At 45.1% G+C, this 19,721-nt stretch carries 15 protein-coding genes and 1 tRNA gene; 10 read left to right on the top strand and 6 right to left on the bottom strand.

Going from position 1 to position 19,721, the window contains the following annotated elements; all coding sequences use genetic code 11:
* Positions 1-172 precede the first annotated feature (172 nt).
* Together FTD44_RS15165 and FTD44_RS15160 are read right to left on the bottom strand one after the other, a co-directional pair.
* Positions 173-712 (bottom strand): GNAT family N-acetyltransferase, encoded by a 540-nt coding sequence (locus FTD44_RS15165; protein ID WP_222167232.1) that lies wholly within the window; start codon positions 710-712, stop codon positions 173-175.
* Entirely contained in the window at positions 712-2,235 is a 1,524-nt protein-coding gene (locus tag FTD44_RS15160) for a helicase HerA-like domain-containing protein (RefSeq protein WP_222167231.1), read from the bottom strand. The genes FTD44_RS15165 and FTD44_RS15160 overlap by 1 nt, the downstream gene beginning before the upstream one ends.
* 77 nt (positions 2,236-2,312) lie before the next feature.
* On the opposite strand from FTD44_RS15160, the gene corA reads away from it, so the two are divergent.
* Together corA and FTD44_RS15150 are read left to right on the top strand one after the other, a co-directional pair.
* Entirely contained in the window at positions 2,313-3,431 is a 1,119-nt protein-coding gene (corA, locus tag FTD44_RS15155) for a magnesium/cobalt transporter CorA (RefSeq protein WP_222167230.1), read from the top strand.
* 44 nt (positions 3,432-3,475) lie between these two features.
* Positions 3,476-3,547: transfer RNA gene (locus FTD44_RS15150), tRNA-Arg, on the top strand.
* A 75-nt stretch (positions 3,548-3,622) separates the two neighbouring features.
* Here the strand turns inward: FTD44_RS15150 and FTD44_RS15145 are convergent.
* Entirely contained in the window at positions 3,623-4,663 is a 1,041-nt protein-coding gene (locus FTD44_RS15145) for an acyltransferase (RefSeq protein WP_222167229.1), read from the bottom strand.
* Positions 4,664-5,039: 376 nt separating this feature from the next.
* On the opposite strand from FTD44_RS15145, the gene FTD44_RS15140 reads away from it, so the two are divergent.
* The gene (locus FTD44_RS15140; protein ID WP_222167228.1) at positions 5,040-6,071 is read left to right on the top strand and encodes a DNA topoisomerase IB; all 1,032 of its coding nucleotides are present in this window, start codon (positions 5,040-5,042) and stop codon (positions 6,069-6,071) included.
* 3 nt (positions 6,072-6,074) lie between these two features.
* On the opposite strand, the gene FTD44_RS15135 is transcribed toward FTD44_RS15140, so the two are convergent.
* A complete protein-coding gene (locus tag FTD44_RS15135) occupies positions 6,075-6,710 on the bottom strand; it encodes a TetR/AcrR family transcriptional regulator (RefSeq protein ID WP_222167227.1) in 636 nt (211 codons plus the stop codon).
* Between the two features lie 110 nt (positions 6,711-6,820).
* On the opposite strand from FTD44_RS15135, the gene FTD44_RS15130 reads away from it, so the two are divergent.
* Positions 6,821-7,339, top strand: coding sequence for a hypothetical protein (locus FTD44_RS15130; RefSeq protein WP_222167226.1), 519 nt, complete (start codon positions 6,821-6,823; stop codon positions 7,337-7,339).
* Positions 7,340-7,383: 44 nt separating this feature from the next.
* Positions 7,384-8,688, top strand: coding sequence for a serine hydrolase domain-containing protein (locus FTD44_RS15125; protein WP_222167225.1), 1,305 nt, complete (start codon positions 7,384-7,386; stop codon positions 8,686-8,688).
* A gap of 39 nt (positions 8,689-8,727) precedes the next feature.
* Here FTD44_RS15125 and FTD44_RS15120 read toward each other — a convergent pair whose 3' ends face one another.
* Entirely contained in the window at positions 8,728-10,272 is a 1,545-nt protein-coding gene (locus FTD44_RS15120; RefSeq protein ID WP_222167224.1) for a hypothetical protein, read from the bottom strand.
* An 81-nt stretch (positions 10,273-10,353) separates the two neighbouring features.
* Entirely contained in the window at positions 10,354-11,391 is a 1,038-nt protein-coding gene (locus FTD44_RS15115; RefSeq protein ID WP_222167223.1) for a hypothetical protein, read from the bottom strand.
* 136 nt (positions 11,392-11,527) lie between these two features.
* Here FTD44_RS15115 and FTD44_RS15110 point away from each other — a divergent pair, with 136 nt between their 5' ends.
* From FTD44_RS15110 to FTD44_RS15090, 5 genes are all read left to right on the top strand, one after another.
* On the top strand, positions 11,528-12,796 hold the full coding sequence (locus FTD44_RS15110) for a Na+/H+ antiporter (RefSeq protein ID WP_222167222.1): 1,269 nt from the start codon (positions 11,528-11,530) through the stop codon (positions 12,794-12,796).
* Between the two features lie 58 nt (positions 12,797-12,854).
* Positions 12,855-13,217: an iron chaperone gene (locus tag FTD44_RS15105; RefSeq protein ID WP_222167221.1), complete on the top strand. Its 363-nt coding sequence runs from the start codon at positions 12,855-12,857 to the stop codon at positions 13,215-13,217.
* Between the two features lie 72 nt (positions 13,218-13,289).
* A complete protein-coding gene (locus tag FTD44_RS15100) occupies positions 13,290-15,014 on the top strand; it encodes a tetratricopeptide repeat protein (RefSeq protein WP_222167220.1) in 1,725 nt (574 codons plus the stop codon).
* A 703-nt stretch (positions 15,015-15,717) separates the two neighbouring features.
* Positions 15,718-18,537, top strand: a complete 2,820-nt coding sequence (locus FTD44_RS15095) for a TonB-dependent receptor (RefSeq protein ID WP_222167219.1) — start codon at positions 15,718-15,720, stop codon at positions 18,535-18,537.
* Between the two features lie 76 nt (positions 18,538-18,613).
* Positions 18,614-19,696 carry a phytase gene (locus FTD44_RS15090; protein WP_222167218.1) on the top strand — a complete coding sequence of 361 codons (1,083 nt, stop codon included), beginning with the start codon at positions 18,614-18,616 and terminating at the stop codon, positions 19,694-19,696.
* The last annotated feature ends 25 nt before the right edge of the window (positions 19,697-19,721 follow it).

The following is a 19,721-nucleotide window of genomic DNA, read 5'->3' as shown; positions in this document are numbered from 1 at the left end:
GGTGTATTGCACCGGCCCTAAAATTTTATATAATACCCGCTTTCAGAAAATAATGACTTACATTATTCTTATGATTTCCATTTGTCCATGATTGCCACCTTTTGTCGGGCAACAAAAGGACCAAAATGCCTTTGTTTCCTAAGTCTGGATAATCAATTTAATATTATAACGCTTAACGGTATTCTTCTTTCAGCAAACCCAATACTACTTTATCAGTCAGCAAACCCTTGCTCAGTATGGCTCTGCGCAATACGCCTTCGACAGAGAAGCCCATGTATTGTAATAGACGCAATGCACGGGTGTTGGCTGCTGCACAGGCTACTTCCACTTTCTGTAAACGCAGGTCCTTAAAACCAAAGGACAGCAATTGCCGTATGGCCTGCTGCATTAATCCTTTTCCCTGTTCCGATGCCGCTATCCAGAAACCCAGCTCGGCAATATTCAGATCACGGTTCCAGTGCTGCAGGCTTACAATACCCACAGTAGCATTGCCTGAGCGCACTACCATAGTAAGTCCCTCCTGACGATAAGCTTCATCCTGTGTCTGGTGTATATATGCTGCCACATCTGCCTCAGACCTGCAATGCCCTACCCAATCGATCCATGGTTGCAGATGCAGTTTATGCTCGCTGATGCAATGCCATAAAGCAGCAGTATGTCCGGTATCCAGGGGTTCGAGGCTGATGCCGTTTTGCGTTTCGGTAATCTGCATTATTTAAACATTTTAAAAACCACATCCAGCAAACCGCGGGTAATGCTGCGCTGTGCCTGCTTTCCGGCTGCACTGTTCAGTATTTTATCCAGCACAGAAGGCTCCTCTTTAGCTGGTTTGCCATTCTTAGCCACAGTGTCCGGTTTCTTTACCTCAGCCTCCGTTACATTGGCTTCTATCTTGGCCTGCAGCAGTTCATAGGCACTTTCGCTATCGATCTCCTGGTTATATTTTGGTGCTAGTTTAGACTGCCCCACCAGCTGATCAATCTCCTGCTCGCTCAGGATATCCATACGCGAATGCGGAGAACAGAGATAGGTCTGCACCAGAGGTGTCGGGATACCCTTCTCGTTCAGTAAGGTTACAAAAGCCTCTCCGATACCCATCTGGGTAAGGGTTTCATCGATCGTATAATAATTTGTTTCGGGATAGTTCTCCGCGGCCATTTTTATAGCCTTACGGTCATTGGCCGTAAAAGCGCGCAAGGCATGCTGTATCTTCAGACCCAGCTGGCTCAGTACCGATGCCGGTATATCCTGCGGGTTCTGCGTACAGAAGATCACACCAACTCCTTTAGAACGGATCAGCTTTACAATCGACTCGATCTGTTGCAACAGGTCTTTACTGGCTTCGTTAAAGATAAGGTGCGCCTCGTCTACAAACATCACCAGCTTAGGCTGGTCCATATCGCCCTCTTCCGGGAGATTGGCATACAATTCAGCCAACAGTTGTAACATAAAGGTAGAGAACAGCTTAGGCTTATCCTGTATATCCGTTACCCGTAAAATAGAGATCATACCGCGGCCATCATCGGATAGGCGCATGAGGTCATCGATCTCAAAACTCTTCTCTCCGAAGATATGATCAGCACCCTGGTTCTGCAGCTCGATCACCTTACGCAGGATCGTGCCCAGAGAGGCTTTTGAGATATTGCCATAAGACTGACTGATGGCATCATTACCCTCGTCCGATGCATATTGCAGCAACTTTACCAGATCTTTCAGGTTCAGAATTGGTAAGTGATTATCATCGGCATATTTAAACAGCATAGCCAGCAGGCCGGACTGGTTATCATTAAGGTCTAATACTTTAGAAAGCAGCACTGCACCATATTCCGTAACGGTAGCGCGTAAACGGGTACCTTTCTCCTGGCTCAGAGACAGCAGTTCTACCGGGTAAGCGCTGCCCTTCCACTCCAGACCCATCGTTGCATAGCGTTCTTCAATAATTTTATTGCTGCTGCCCGCAGCAGCAATACCACTCAGGTCTCCTTTTATATCCATCATCAGTACCGACACAGAGGCATCACTCAGGCCCTCGGCCAGCATTTGCAGGGTTTTGGTCTTACCCGTACCGGTAGCACCGGCAATCAGTCCATGACGATTCATGGTCTTTAACGGCACCTGTACAATAGCTTCCGGCACTACTGTGCCATCGAGCATACCTGCTCCCAGCCTGAAGGAGGAGCCTTTGAATGTGTATCCGTTATTAATGTCGGAGATGAAAGTATCTTTATTGGCCATGAGCTGTATTAATTTTAGCGATAAAAATTTAATGCCGAAAATTACCATTTTTTGTCTAATCGTATTTACTTTACACGGTGAAATTTTTTAATGTCCTAGAACGCTATAGAGTACCGCAGTTTTTGTTGCCGAACCGTTACCGGCAACTGGAGACCTATAGCCCTGATGAAGCGGTGGAGGCCGAACCTGAGCTTGAAGCCCAGAAGAAGAATATATATTATACCGTATATGCTTTTGATGAAATTGCAGCGGACATCTTTAAAACCAAAGATGTAAAGGACTGTTTTATCAATTATGTTGATACGGATAAGATATTCTGGATCAATGTAGATGGTATACGCAAGAAAGAGGTACGCAAACTCTGCGGCCATTTTAATGTACATAACCTGCTGGTGAATGACATTGTGAGTGTAGGCCAGCGCGCCAAGACGGATGAGATCGACGAACACTTTTTCTGTCTGCTGCCTATGCTGACCTATAATGAGGAGCTGGGGATTGTGGAGAAGGAGCAGCTGAGTATATTGCTGGGGAAGAATTACGTAATGTCTTTCCAGACGGAACATCATAAAGATCCGTTCAACGGCATACGCCAGAAGCTGAAAAATAAGCTGGATGCAGTGCGCAAGAAAAGCGCCGATTACCTCTGTTACCTGCTGATCGATGCGGTAGTCGATGATTATTTTGAAGTATTGGAATCTCTGGCACACCGCTTAGAGGATCTGGAACACAGAGCTATATCGACCCGATCAAATAATAATATCCTGGTAGAGATCAGTAACCTGCGCAATGAGATCATGGTAATGCGCCGTGCCCTTACGCCGGTGCGCGACCTGGTATACTCTTTCTGGAAGTCGCAGTCGCCGCTGATCGACAGCAGCAATGCACGTTTCTTTAAAGATATCTTCGACCATATCCTACTCGCGATCGAGTACAATGAGAGTTATCGTGATATGACCATTAACCTGCAGGACCTGTATATGAACCAGGTAAATACGAAGATGAATGAGGTGATGAAGATCCTGACGGTGGTAACCGTATTGTTGGCCCCGGCTACGGTGATCGGTGGTATTTTCGGGATGAATTTTGAGCGCATTCCGATGCTGCATAATCAATTCGGTTTCTACCTCACTATTGTGCTTATGATGGCCGTTTCGATAGGGATGCTGGTCTATTTTAAGAAAAAAGACTGGTTCTAAAAAGTATATCGGGATACACAAAAATGCGCTATATTTGCGCTCCCGGCTTCGTAGTACAATGGATAGTATAAGAGTTTCCGAAGCTCCAGATTCAAGTTCGATTCTTGACGAAGCCACTTATAAAAGAAAGCGCCCGCAGATTGCGGGCGCTTTCTTTTATAAGTGGCTTTCCTATCAGAATGTACATCTATTTAGCCGGAGATAAATTTTCCCCCAGGCAGTTTCCTGAAAAGGTACACGATTAGGGTAGAAAAGCCTAAACATACTATACTGGTTATCGGAATTCCCACTATCGGATGAATAAACCGTCCATTAATTCCGATCTTATTCAAGTATATGAGGACAAGAACGTGCACTAAGTATATTCCGTAGCTATATTGATCAATAGTAGAACTTACTTTCAACAGGGTTTTATTACGAACCGGCGCCTGGAATTTCAAAAGCACAAATACGCCTATAGCCACCATCATAACATTCGGATTGAAATTATTGTAAAATTCCTCATAGAACACTCCTTTTTTTACAGAAGCAATGTACGTTAAAGCCGCAGTGCTTAAAACCCCAACCAATATAAGCATTAAGGCATAAAACGATATCTGCTTCTTTGTTTGCTTAAAACTTTTGTTAGCCAAGTAATAACCTAAAACCAGATAACCAATGTATCCCGTGAAGTATAAGGGTCTGATATTCGCAAAATGGCTAATTCTTCCAATCGTCACTGTAAACGCCCAAACCACAAGGAAATAAACGATCTCTTTTTCTGAACAATTTCTTATCCATTTGCTGAGTATAGGTATGAACAGATACAATCCTATAAGCATATAGATATACCATAAGTGGTAAGAAGCACCGAATAAAAAGTTGTTACATATTGTCTTAATGGCAGATAGTGGGGTGAACGTTTTGCCAATATGTAAATCTGACAAAAAGCTATTAAATATATAAATCAATGACCAGAATAAAAATGGTATTAGTACACGTTTAAACCTTTTCTGAAAAAAAGCGGTCAACTCTATTTCTTGTGGCAACATTAATGCACCGGTAATCATAACGAAAATGGGAACACAATAGCGTACTAAACTGTCGTATAAATTAGCAACGTTCCAGAAAACATTTGGCGGGTTCGTAAAACTTGAAAGTAAAAGCTCGGCAGAAACATGTAGTATGATCACACTAAGGGTAGCAATCACTCTTAGATTACTAATCCAGTTGTTCTTATTTATCTCAGGCATAAATATTTTAATATAGGCTAGGTATGTATGATAATTAATGGATCACAAAATTGACAAAAATTTATGAGTGAGCAAAAAATCAATAGACAATTGAGCAGATTAATTTCCACTTCTATGATTCTGAATACAGTTCATTTAGGATTACGCTTCAGATGGACATGCAAACAACCCAATATACAAGCTCATTTTGCACTGTATTTTCAGTCATTTGCGCTGCACCTGCTGCCAATATCTCACTTATATACTTGTATCAAAATAAGGCTTCCAAAACGATCATTGATGTCTAAAGTGCTATATAATAGGCTCAGGATACAGATAGTATCAGATTTCACTTTCTTTTAAACAATTAGTGCGTAGATTTATATCCGAAGGCAATATGTATCAACCACTTAAGCTATTGTATATGATCTATCACCGCTTCAGAAAAGGAAAAGGATTCAGCTATACTGATGCAACAGGAATGAATATCACCGACCCGGAATTAAAGGCATTTTTTGCCTCGCTGGTTATACCTCCGGCATGGGATAAAGTGAGCATCAATAGTTCAACAAGAGCTAAGATACAGGCAACAGGTTATGATGTCAAGGGACGCAAACAATATATCTACAATCCTAAATTCCGTAAGCAACAGGACGATCAGAAGTTTGACCGCATCATTCGTTTTGCGGCGCAGCTGGAACATATGCGCCGGGTTACAGGACAGCATTTGCGCAAGCGTAAGCTGAACAGGGAGAAGGTACTGGCGACTATGGTACGCCTGCTGGAGGCGGCATTCTTTCGCCCGGGCAATGAGTATTACCGCAAGGCTAACCAGAGCTATGGCCTCACTACCCTGCGCAGCAAGCACCTGGAGATCAGGGGTAATGAAATGATATTTACCTACCGCGGCAAATCGGGACAGGACCAGGAGAAGCATGTGTTTGATGCCAGACTGACAAAGATTGTGCAGGAACTGGATGAGCTACCGGGCTACGAAATCTTCAGATACATTGACGATGAAGATAATATACACGATATCAGGAGTAATGACCTGAATGAATATATACATGAGGTGATGGGCGAAGAATTCTCAGCAAAGGATTTCCGTACCTGGGCTGGCACGGTGATTGCAGCTATGGCCCTGGATGAGATCGGAGCCGTAGAACCTGAAGATCAGAAAAATCTGAAGAAGAATATTCGTGATGCCGTAGTTACGGTGAGTGAGAAACTGGGCAATACTCCGGCAATCGCCCGTAGTTCATATATTGATCCTAGGGTGATTACGCATTATACGCAAGGACGTACACTAGCCACAGTGCACCGGGCAGTGCAAAAAATGATGCAAACAAATGAGCAGCTTTCTGTAGAAGAGCTCGGGGTTTTGTGTCTGCTGCAAAAAAGACTGGATACTACTACCCCGACAGTTTAAACATTAGCCTTTACGCTTGCGCTCATATACCAGGTCTACCAACGTACCCAATGCATTTTTGATCTGATCCCGTCCTTTGGGCTGGGTAAGATCTATGCCGCAAAATGTTTTGGCATTGGTTGTATACATATTCAGATAGTATGCTCCGGAAATGAGTATAGCCATAGCTGCACGGAACTCTTCTGACTGTTCGCCGAAAAAGGGATCGGTGATATTGGCCATCAGCACTTCTCCGTTTGCTTCCCGCTCATCGGCAATCTTTTTCAGCGATTTGCGCTGCTCCGTAATGCCCCAGAGCAATATCTTTTGCAGTTCTTTATTCTGCGCCACATAATCGTACTGGCCCTGGATCATGTTCCGGGTAAAGGCTTGTCCGCCATCGCTCAGATCGCCGGGACCATCATCTTCCGATACATTGCTCCAGAAATCAAGAGAGCGGATATACTCATCTATAAGTCCGTCGGTGCCTCCGAAATAATTATAGATCAGTTTTTTATCCAGACCCGCTACAGCGGCAATATCATTTACTTTCAGGGCCGCAAATCCTTTCGCCTTCAGTATCTTCCCTACAGCAGCAAGCAGTCTCTGTTTGCTTTTCTCCTTATTACGGACAACCGGCTTTTTGATGTCTTTTTCCATGGTTGATTATTATTATGTACAAAAATAACCTATTTTAAGATCACCTTTTAGTGAGTTTTACTATATTTGCACAATATTTTCTAAAATCTGCAACCTTTAAACAGGAAAAGATGAAAAAGCAACTGCTCCTCCTCCTTTTACTGGACCTATGCATGGCTTCTTCCTGCAATAATAACCGGGATTTTGCCTATAATGAGAAAATGACCAGTAACTTTTATTCCTGCAAAGAGCGCCTGGATGACAAGCATCACAAATTGGCCAAGGGTGGTTTTGATTCAGAAAAAAATGACATCATCTCCCACGAAATGGATTTGAGGGATGCCAAGAATCTTGCGGAATATACCAATGAAACTAAAAATGAAGCCAGCACACTGGAGCATAGCCATGAGGCCGATGCTTTCCATACCAATGTACTGACCTATATGTCAAAGATCGCGGATGAGTATACCCCACTGCTGGTCAAATATGTAGAAGAGCAGGACACAAGTGCCCGCAAGGTAATACGGTTGCAATTGGAAACCAGGAGAGATGCATTACATGCATTGGAAGATAAATGCCAGGAACTGCAGATAGCATTTCTAAAAAAAGCTGGTATTAAAATTAATACAGAAAGTATACAACAGAATTAAAATTGTTTGCCGCTTACCCGGATCGCCGGGAGGAGCTTATAGAGATGAAAACATATATTGTCCCCCTAAGTCTGGTCCTCTGCAGCTTTACCGCATCTGCACAAAAGCTCCATAAGCTGGACCGTTATATTGATCATATCGAGTCTTTTAACCAGGGCGTAGGGGCAATATCTGTATTTAAAGATGGCAAGCAGTTATACCAGCGCCGTTTCGGACAGTCAGCTCTGCCTCATAGCAAATGGAACAAGCATACGCAGTACCAGATAGGTTCTATTACCAAAGTATATACTGCTGTACTGATCTGGAAGCTGATTGAAGCGGGTCAATTGACCCTGGATACCCGCCTGGACAAGTATATGCCGCAAATGGATAATGCAGACAAGATTACGATCAGACACCTGCTGGAGCACTCCAGCGGTATCAACCGTGATTATGACCATAAACCAGACTGTACCAACTGGCTGATAGACAGTACAGCAAAGCACGACGAAATTATTGCAGAAATTATACGCCAGGGTGTCGTATTTGAACCCGGCACAGCCGTAGCATATTCCAACTCGGCTTATTACCTGCTGAAATATATTATTGAACAGGAATACGGTGCATCATATGGGCAGATAGTGTCTAAGAAATTAAGTAAACCCTATCACTTAATCGATTTTGCTACTGCCGATATGGACCCGGAAAATGTTTTCCCTTCTTACCAGTATGATTACAGCAGGTCTACCTGGACCAGGATGCCAGATTATCAATACCGCAATATTATGGGTGTAGGAGATATATCGACCACTCCTGCACAACTGAATACATTCTTTCACCTGCTCTTTTCAGGTAAAGTACTGCAGCCAGAAAGTCTGCAACAGATGTTTCCGACTGCAAAAGAAGATTTTGGCCGCAACCTGATGAGTATTCCGGTGTATAAACAGATGCTTTATGGTCATGCCGGAGATACCAAAGGCACCCATTCGCTGGTGATGTATGATACCACAAGTAAGATTGGTATTGCCATGGTCCTCAACGGGCAAAGATACCCGCACAATCAATTCTATATTGATGCATACCAGGCGCTGTTCAGCGATAGCACTGCATTACCCTACTTTGTACAGGACACACAACTCGGGCAGTATACCGGATTGTATACCAATGATTCTGTACAGCTGCAATTAAAGCTATACATCGATCAGGAACATGGTCTATTGTGTGAAGATGTAGCGGAAGAGCTGGCTTATCCGCTTACGCCAGTTGCTACCAATACTTTTAAGGTACCTAAACTGGGCATTACTATTGCAATCAAAGAAAATGAACTTCTTTTTACCCAAAACGGGATCAATATCACCCTGAAAAAGTAAAGGAGTAGATAAGTTTATCTACTCCTTTTTGATCCTGCCTTATTTGATCTCTTTAGTTTTAAAAATGATCATGTCCCCATCCTGCCATAATGGGGTAAAATATGTGTAAAAGGATCCGTCTTGCTTCAATAGTTTAACCAGTTCCTTCAGCTCACAGACACCATATTGTACTGACCGATCCCTGAAAAAGCTACTGGCTGTCCCAAAATCGCCATACCAACGATCATTTTTCAGCACATATCCTTTACGACCGAAATAAACCATTGCAAGATTAGGAGCGTTTTCATTCAGTGCAATAATCTGCTCACCGGCAGGCACTGCTGCTTTTTTCAAATTAATAGCACCTTGCTTCATCCATCCTGCATGGTAATCATCTGAGAACCTTTTATACTGCCAGGACAAGCGCTGTTGTGTACTGATATAGCTCCAGGTAAGTAGTATTACAACTGCAACTATTATCCCCCCCTGTTGCTGTCTTGTGATCATCCATTGTCCTGAAACAATAACAAGCCTGTATGCCTGTAATACAATAAACGGCATAAAGATCGGGATGATGTAATAATCATGATCGAGAAACTGGCTACCCATCAGAATAGACATCAACAATATTCCGGCTAACAATACCTGGTTTAAAGAAAAGAAATATCGTGGCAAGGAATATTGTTTACGATAGCGGTAATTATATACCAGTATGCCAACAATCAAAATATATGCAGGAATGATAAAATACTCTTTCAGCCATGTGTTGGGAAAACGCTTTAACAGGAAGGCCCCGGCATCCCGGAGACTTATTGGGCGAATTGTCATCAGGAAAAGACTACTGTCATAAGTCTTATTCAAATAAGCATTGTATAAGTAACATGCAATAAGCACCGCTATAGACAATAGGACGGAAACTAAATACCCTACATACTTTTTTAGTTCTTTATTGCGGTATAAACGATACAGATCATAAGCTACAAAACCGATAAGATATATACCGGACGAAGTTTTGATCAGTGTAGCCAGTGTACATAAAAGTAATGCAGCATGCCGTTTCAATGGCTTTTGCTGCAACCAGCACTGCAGGTACAAACCCATACCTACTAACAGTATACTTACCGAAACGGTATCGGGCATATAGTTACAGGTGTAATTCAGAAAGCAGGGAGACAACAGCAGTACCAGGGGAGGTAATATCGCCAGCAGAAAATGCCGGGTAAATGTTGCTGCAATACGATACATAAAAAAGAGGCATAGCCCTATGATGCATGTATCTAATAATCGAAAAATAATACTGATATAAGCTTTGCCCAAAAGCTTAGCAATAAGTGCTGTTATATAGGCCTGTATAGGAAATTCGACACCTGTAATACCTCCTTTCGAAAATTGTGACAGCGTGCTGGGTTTGAAAAAATCCATCCCGTTCTCATAATAACCGTAAGCTAAAGCAAGACGATCAGACTGTGCCCATTCGTGGATACCATAGGGTAATTCGAACAGAAGTGACCTGAACTGCACCGCAAAAAAGACCAGCAGCAACAGTATAAATAACAATTCCTTCTTTTTAGTAGTCAGTGTGTCTGAGATATAGTTGATATCCAAAGTAATAAGGCTTATGTTTTACGATATTCGGGACTAAGATAATATGCGGATACGTAAATCGAAAGCTTTCACAGAGATACATTATTCCCAATCATCTATATCCTGTTGTGTATAAATGATTTTATGATCAGGATTTTTGCGGTAGTGTGGCTCCAGCGTTTCATAATATGCTCCTTCATCGGTAAGCCATTCGAGCTGACCATATAATACAGCCCTGTGTCTATGGTTCTGATCGGGATCGAGCAAGTACCGGGTATCATTCTCACAGCACTCACAACTATCTCTGTATACTGCCTCATAACCACATATATCACAATAAGACACCGTGCGAAACCGGTCAATCCAGTCATAGTCCAGACCGGGCATATGGAGCGGCAGGTGATGCAGCAGGGCACCATAACCGACGACACTATTGTATATCCTTACACCCAGATCCGGTGGCTGCAGTTTCGGGAATTGTTTTTTGTCCAGGTGTATTTCCAGGTGGCGGTATATTCCTATATGATTCTTATCGTCAAAGTTCATGGCCACAACCTGGCTCCAGGAGAATGTTCTGCCATTGTAATTAAAACCTTCCGGCAGCACCGTAACCAGCCCCCTTGCCTGCAGATAATGCTTGCGACAAGCCACATACTCCCATCCATGATAGCGGACCATTCCCTTCTCCCCGCAGGTCTCACAAACCTTCTCTGAGCGCTCTGTATATTTATTAATGACCTCATTATAGGTATAATCAGTATAAAAGCGCAGTGAAGCATACTTCTCTTTGATACAGCTAACCTTACGGTCCCAACCCAGCTGATCCAGCTCACGGATCAGGTCCAGCACCAACGGATACCAGGCGCGCGAAATCTGTAGTTTAATCCCGTTAAGTACAGCAAGCTTCTGTAAATCATAGTCATTGACAGATTCATCAATCACAAAATCTTCCAGTCGGGTACAGTATTTATTGGTATAATCAGCTGCTTCCTCATCGGTCGGTGCGCCAGGCATAGGATCGGTAACCGGACCATAATCCTGGTAACGGTAATTGGCCACAGAACGAATCCTGCGGAAGATAAAGTATAAAGCCGCAACCAGCACCAGGAAACCACCGGTCAGTATATATAATGGGGTCATAGCAATACAAATTCTCTGAACAGTAATACTATACAATTTCCGGAATGCCACCAAATGAATTACCCGATTTGTTCCTCCAGAGGTAACGCCCGTTTACTGAAAAGATTGTATTTTTCCTCCAAATTCTGATTATCCCTTGGAGAACTATACCAGCATACTCGTTATCATGGCCATCATGATTGCCGCCTCTGGCATGGCCGATAAAATAAAAGTGCCCGCCCCTATCCTGCTCATCCTCTTGGGTATCGGTATTGGTTTTATACCTACTATGCCCGAGGTGGCTTTGGACCCGGAGATCATTATGCTCCTGTTCCTGCCTCCACTGTTGTATGATGCTGCATTCAATATTTCTTTCAAAGAGTTTCGTACCCATATCAATACCATAAGTACACTGGCCATAGGCCTGGTATTTATGACCACCGCAGCCATTGCGGTAGCCGCACATTACCTGATACCGGGTATGAGCTGGCCCTTATCATTTGTACTGGGGGCCATTCTCTCGGCAACGGACGCAGTAGCCGCTATGGGCATTACCAAAGGCCTGGGCCTGTCTCATAAAACCAGCACGATATTGGAGGGAGAAAGCCTGGTCAATGATGCATCTTCCCTGGTAGCATACCGCTTTGCGGTGGCGGCGGTAACGGGTGTGGCTTTTGTATGGTGGAAAGGACTGCTCAACTTCTTCCTGGTCTTTGGCGGAGGCCTGGCTGTAGGCATTATTATGGGTAAATTACTGGCCCTGGTGTTGCGGTATTTCCGGACGAATGATCTGGTCATCATCAGCCTTACCTTGCTCATGCCCTTTGTCACCTATCTTGTTGCCGAGCATTTTGAGGTATCGGGAGTGATAGCTGTAGTCGCGCTGGGGCTCGGCATATCCCGTCTGAGTAAAGGCAAATTTCCAGAAAAGCTGCGACGTCAGTCTGCCAACTTCTGGGACACGAATATATTCCTGCTCAATGGATTGATTTTTATCCTGATCGGCTTACAGTTCCCGATCGTGATGAAGCAGATGGCTACAGAACAGGTCTGGTGGAGCATTTTATATGCAGCCATCATTACCATCATTGCATTTGCAGTACGCTTCGCAAGGGTATTATGGCAGCAGGTTTCATTAACCAAAGCCTTTGAGGGTAAGCGGCGCCTGAGCGAAGAAGCACTGTTTGACCGGCCTACCAGTGTCATCATCAGCTGGGCAGGTATGCGCGGGATTGTATCGCTGGCCATTGCACTGGGTCTGCCCGTTACGCTGGATAACGGACAACCGTTCCCTATGCGCAGCGAGATCATATTCATTACCATAGCCGTTGTACTCTTCTCCCTGCTGGGTCAGGGACTAAGTCTACCCTGGATTGTAAAGAAGATGCACCGGAAAGCAGCCTCGACACAAGAGCCTAAGGATTAACGCACTTTTACAAACTGGTTTGGCAAAAATGGCTGAAATTTGATAGAAACAATTATCAATGGCAAAGACCGATTATCAGAGTATCGATGAATATCAGGATGTATTTCCTGCAGAAATGCAGATCCGGTTGCAGACCATCCGGGATATTATCAAGAAACAGGCTCCCGAAGCAACTGAGGTGATCAGTTACCAGATCCCGGCATTTAAACTGGGCAAGCAATTCCTGATCTATTATGCAGCCTTTGCACAGCACCTTACCCTGTCCTCTCCCTGGTCAGCAGCCTTCCTGCAACACTTCAGCAAAGAGCTGGAGGGCATGAAAGTGAGCAAGTCGGTGATACAGTTCCCATTAAACAAACCATTACCCCTCGATTTTATTAAAGCAATCATTGCTTTCCGTAAGCAGGAGTGTGAGGCCTGAGCCCTTTACAATCCCGTAACGTACCGGTAACATTGGCTTCATAACATTGCACTATTCCACAACCGCAATGTTATGAAGCCCTTTTTATTGGCAGGGATCAGTTTATGTATCCTTTTATTACTCCCTGCGCCACAATCATTTGCCTATACAGAGAACACCCGCTTCGAGCTGGAAGCCGAACGCAGTATATCCTTATCCAAGCCGGAATCAGAATTCCTGAACCTGCGCCAGCAGTACCAGCTGGCACTGGATAAAAAGGATGAAGGACTGCAGGCATCACTGCTCAAAGAGATGGGTACGCTCTGCTTTCATCTCGGGCATTATGCCCAGGCAATGGAATACTACCTGAATGCCCGTAAACTACTGGAAGCCAATGGGGACCAATCTCTGCTGGCCGCTTTATATAACGAGCTGGGCACCTTGTATTATTACAATAAAAATATTGACAAAGTCAAATCCAGCCACCAGGCTGCCCTGCAGCTGTATACCCGTCTGAAAGATGAGAGAGGTATCGCAGAGACCTACGGAGCACTGGGTCACTTCTACGAAAAACAGCAGCAATATGATAGTGCCTTTCACTACCAGCACATGGCCCTGCTGCAATACCTCAAGGTGTCGGATATAGCCGGAGAAGCAGATATTTATGAAAACCTCGGCAGTATACACGAAGACCTGGGTCGATATGACAGCGCTTTATTATATTTCAACCAGGCCATCAATCTTTACAAGAACCTGGCCCCCAGCCTGCAGACCATCAAAACATATAATAACCTGGGCGATGTGTATCGCAAAACAGCGCAGTACGGTCCTGCACTGCTGCATACCCGCAAAGCACTGGAAATAGCCCTCAGCCTGGATGAGCCCTACGAGATCAGTTCGGCTTACCGGGATCTGGCCCGTGCCTATAACCTTATGGGGCAGAATGACAGCGCCTTTCACTACGCCGAGATCGCAAGGAGTGTATTGCTACAGGTATACAGTATAGAGAACAGCCGGCAGATGTCTTTCTTCCAGACGATGTATGAGGTGGAGAAGAAAAATACAACCATCAGCCGCCTGGAGCAAAAGCGGAGTGTGAACCGTATTATAGCCGTTACCGCCTGCATCATGCTGGTACTGGTTATGCTATCTGTATTTTTTATCATGAGTCGTCAAAAGCTGCGCCGGCAGAGTGCAATGGCGCAGGCAGAGCACGAACGGCTGGTGCTGGAGGCTAAAAGCCGCATGCTGGAAGCAGAGTTGAAATCGAGAGCCTTGGAAGAAGAGGCCCTTAAAACACGGTTACAGAACGAACAGCTGGAACAGGAAAAACTGGCAATCAGTCTGCGTAATGCAGCACTGGAAGAATTGCAGCTGAAACAACAACTGGAGACCGGTACCCGGGCCCTGAGTACGCATGCCCTGCATGTGATCCAGAAGAACCAGCTGCTGGAAGACCTGAAAGGAAACCTGGAGCTGATGGTGCGGGATGACAAAAGAGATCATAAAAAGCAGATGCGGGAGGTGATCCAACGCATCAGCCAGAGTTTTAATAATGACGAGCACTGGGAAGACTTTCGCAGTTCGTTCGAGCAGGTACACAATACCTTCTTCGAAAACCTGAAGCAGGCCAATCCTAATTTGTCGCCTACAGACCTGAGACTGATCTCTTTACTGAAGATGAACCTGAACTCGCAGGAGATTGCAACCATGCTGGGTATCTCGCTCGACAGCCTCAGGGTATCGCGCTATCGCCTGCGCAAAAAACTGAATATAGAACAGGGCGGCAGCCTGAGCTCATTCCTGCAATCTATTTAATAGCAACATATTATATAAGATAAGCATTTCAGCAGATTGCAACAGGGGTACCTCATAGGTAGGTATACCTACCTATGACCTGATCGGTTTCAGGACAAAGCCCGGTGAATCCGGAAGAAAGCTCCATCCGCTCAATGCCGGGCTCGGCGGTTCAGACAAAAAGCTCGGAGCGTTCAGCACTGAGCTCCGAACACACTGGTGTATTGCCGGGCACATGTGGATAAAAGCTGCACAGTGGTGTGTTCCGAGCTGCGGCGCCACGCACCGCAGCTCGGAACACTTAGCTAAAAGCTCGCCGGTCGCAGGTTTTTTGCATATAAGAGAAGGTTTTGACGAATTGAAGCAGATTTTGCCTCTTTATATCGACCGGCGCCAGCGAAGCGGAGCTATCTACGATGTGCAGGTGAGGCAAAAGGAGATAGCTCCACTACTGTCTACATGACGAAAGTGTGTATCGGAGCCACGTCCTGTTTCGGTAATAATTCCTTAACGGACATTTTCGTAACGGAAAATGCAATTGATAATCAATTAATTACAAACACGATGTTACGCTTGTTTCCTTTCTGTATACGCCTATAGTAACGATGTTTCCTTTTTGCTGACCCTTGTTTTTTGCATGATTTCAAATGCTGCCACACATTTGCAGCATCAATTATTCAAAAAGCACACAAGCAAAATCATCATTTACCCAAAAGGAAATTTTATGAAAAAACTGCTACTGTCTGGTGGTATCACTGCCCTCTCCATCACCGCGTTTGCCCAGAAAGGCTTACTGACCGGTAATATTGTTGACGGACAAAATCTTTCATTACCCGGCGCTACCCTGCGCTTAAGTCCGGGCAATATTTTTACGGTTTCGGATCAGTATGGCAGATACGAGTTCCTGAACGTACCGGAAGGCTCCTACTCTATTCATGTGGACTATATCGGGTACATACCGGCAGATACACCTGTTGTGATCAGCAACGGTAAAACCACAAACATCAACCTTGTGCTGAAGGAAGCCCCGATCGCGGGCAGCGAAGTGGTGATCATGGGCGATCGCCTGCGCGGACAAGCCAAGGCCCTGAATACACAGAAGAACAATGGCAATATTACCAACATCGTCTCGGCCGACCAGGTAGGCCGCTTCCCTGATGCCAATATCGGAGATGCGGTTAAACGTATACCGGGCATTACCATGCAGAACGATCAGGGCGAGGCACGCGATATCATTATCCGCGGCCTGGCACCGGAACTGAACTCTGTGACACTGAACGGAGATCGTATCCCTTCTGCAGAGGGCGATAACCGCCGTGTACAGATGGACCTGATCCCTTCTGACATGATCCAGACGATAGAGGTAAACAAAACCCTTACACCGGATATGGATGCCGATGCCATCGGCGGATCGGTAAACCTGGTGACCCGTGCCTCTCCTAACGGTCAGCGTATCTCTGCTACCCTTTCCGGCGGATATAATCCCATACGCCAGAAGCCCTTATATACAGGAAGCCTGGTATATGGTAATCGCTTCATTAATAATAAACTGGGTGCGGTCCTGAGTGTAAGCTATAACAATAACAATTATGGTTCCGATAATGTGGAGGCCGTTTGGAAAAAAGATGAGTACAATAATGTATTTGTCGAAGAAATGGACATCCGTAAATATGATGTACAGCGTATACGCCGTAGTGTTGCAGCGGCTCTGGACTATGAATTCGATGAGAAGAACCGTATATACTTCAATGCGATGTATAACTGGCGTGATGACTGGGAAAACCGCTTCCGCTATACGGCTACGGATATTGAACCGGAATATGCCGGGGATAACAACATTACCGGCTATACCGGTGTGATCCGGCGCCAGACCAAAGGCGGTATTGATAACAACCGTAATAAAGGCGCACGCCTGGAGGAACAAAAAGTGCAGAACTACAGCCTGCGCGGAGAACATTTAATCGGTGCACAGTTAGATATGGACTGGGGTTTAAGTTATTCAACCGCCAGTGAATATCGTCCTAATGAGCGTTATATCCGTTACGAGAGCGAGGAGGTAAACTTCGATAATTTCGGTACAACGACACAGCCACTGCTGCAACCCATTACGGCTCCGGCACTGAGTACCTATGCCCTGGACGAGTTGACGGAGAATACAGATAAAACGTCTGAAGATGAGCTGGGCGTAAAAGTAAACTTCCGTGTACCCTTCAGTGTGATCGACGGGCAGAAAGGCCGTATCCGCTTCGGAGGTCGCCTGCGCCTGAAAACAAAAGAGCGCCTGAATGCCTTTAAGGAATACAGCCCGCTGACCGGCAATATGGACAACCTGGGCCAGGTGGCCTTATCTCAGTTTGACGGCCGCAACTGGAACCCAAGCAGTAAATATGTGCCCGGCGATTTTGTGAGCCGTAGCTACCTGGGCGGGCTGGATTTCAATAATACCTCTCTATTTGAAGGGGAAGAAGTACCGGACGAATACCTGGCGGTGAATTATAAAGCGAAAGAAACGATTACTGCTGCTTACCTGCGCTGGGACCAGAACTTTACCGATAAATTCTCTATGATAGCAGGTGTACGCCTGGAGAATACGGCCATCAACTATACCGGTAACCTGATCCAGGATGAGGAAGAACTGGCAGGACAACGCACTGTGAAGAACAGTTACTTGAATGTATTACCAGGTGTAACCTTACGCTATAATGTGAACAGGGATTTCATCCTGCGTGCTGCAGCGACAACCTCCATTGCCCGTCCAAACTATTATGCGCTGTCTCCTTTTGTGAATACCATACAGGATGATGAAGAAGTAAGCGCCGGTAATCCGGACCTGAAAGCCGCTTATGCCTGGAACTTCGACTTTATGAGTGAGTATTATTTCAAATCGATCGGTCTGGTGTCTGGTGGTGTATTCTATAAGAACATCAACAATTTCATCTACAATTATCGTGATGAAAACTTTAACCGCGAGAAATTTGCAACTGCATTCCCTGACCTGCCTAACCCGGTACCGGCAGGCAGCAACTGGACCCTGCGCCAGTCGCGCAACGGAGAGCGTGTAAGTGTGTACGGTTTTGAAGTGGCCCTGCAACGCCAGCTGGATTTCCTGCCGGGCAAATTCCTGAAAGGTTTCGGTATCTATACCAACTATACCTTCACTAAATCGGCGGCTAAGGGTATCTTTAACGAAGACGGCGAGCAGCGCACAGGCATTACCTTACCTGGTACGGCACCACATATGTTCAATGCCTCATTATCATGGGAGAACAAAAGATTCACCGCCCGACTGTCTCTGAACTATGCTGCGGCTTACCTGGATGAGCTGGGTGGAAATGATTTTGAGGATCGCTATTACGACAAACAGATATTCCTCGATGCCAATGCTTCCTATGCCTTTACCAAACGTTTAAGACTGTTTGCTGAAGTAAACAATATCACCAATCAGCCACTGCGTTACTACCAGGGTACCGCTGCACAGACCATGCAGATGGAGTATTACCGCCAGCGTTTTAATGCCGGTATCAAGTTTGACCTTTCCAAATAACAATTATCAAGTTCCGTAAATATAGTATTGCCGCAAATGGGTATTGCGGCAATACATACCTAACAAAGAATAAATTATGACCAAATACATATATGCTACCCTGGCGACTAGCCTGTTACTGAGCGCCTGCGGCAATGGCAATACAGAGAAGCCTAATGCGCCACAAACCACCACTACAGATACTACTGCCCTGAAACCTGCATACATTACCGATACGGTACGTTACGATACCGATGATCCTGCTATCTGGATCAATCCTGCTGATGCCGGTCAAAGCCTGATTGTAGGTACAGACAAGGACTCTGACGGCGGATTGTTTGTATACAACCTGCAGGGCAAGCTGGTGAAAACCGTCAGTGGCCTGCAACGCCCTAATAATGTAGATATAGCCTATGGCATTATGCTGAACGGAAAACCCGCAGACATTGCCGTAACCACTGAGCGAGAGCGCAATGCACTGCGTATCTACACCCTTCCGGATATGAAGCCGGTCGATAACGGAGGCATCCCGGTTTTTGAAGGGGAAGCGGAAAAAGCTCCTATGGGTATTGCCTTGTACACCGCAACGGACAAAAGCATCTATGCTATTGTAGGCCGTAAATCAGGACCAGCAGATGGTTATCTCTGGCAATACAAACTGGAGGACGATGGTAAAGGTCAGGTGAAGGCTACGCTGGTGCGTAAGTTCGGTCAATACAGCGGTAAGAAAGAGATCGAATCTATTGCGGTAGATAATGAGAACGGTTATGTATACTATTCCGATGAAACGCATGGTGTACATAAATACTATGCCGATCCGGCAAAAGGTAATGCAGAACTGGCACTCTTTGCCACCAACGGCTTTGTAAGTGATCACGAAGGTATATCTATCTACAAAACCGGTGCCCGTACAGGATATATCCTGGTGAGCAACCAGCAGAAAAACACCTTTATGGTATACCCCAGAGAAGGAAGCACCACAAATGTACATGAACATAACCTACTCGCTGAGATCCCGGTAAGTACTATTGAAAGTGATGGATCTGAGGTTACAAATGTAAACCTGGGCAGTACTTTTCCTAAAGGAATATTCGTTGCAATGAGTAATGGCCGCGTCTTTCACATATATGACTGGCGCCTGCTGCAACAGCGTATCGATGCTGCGGTAATTAAAAAATAAGTTGATACATGTTGTATCCATCAAA

It is taken from the genome of Edaphocola aurantiacus (genome assembly GCF_019797745.1).
In the GTDB taxonomy this organism is placed as follows: Bacteria; Bacteroidota; Bacteroidia; order Chitinophagales; family Chitinophagaceae; genus Edaphocola; species Edaphocola aurantiacus.
Note: the sequence above shows the minus strand (reverse complement) of the source record. Positions and strands in the feature narration are given on the sequence as shown.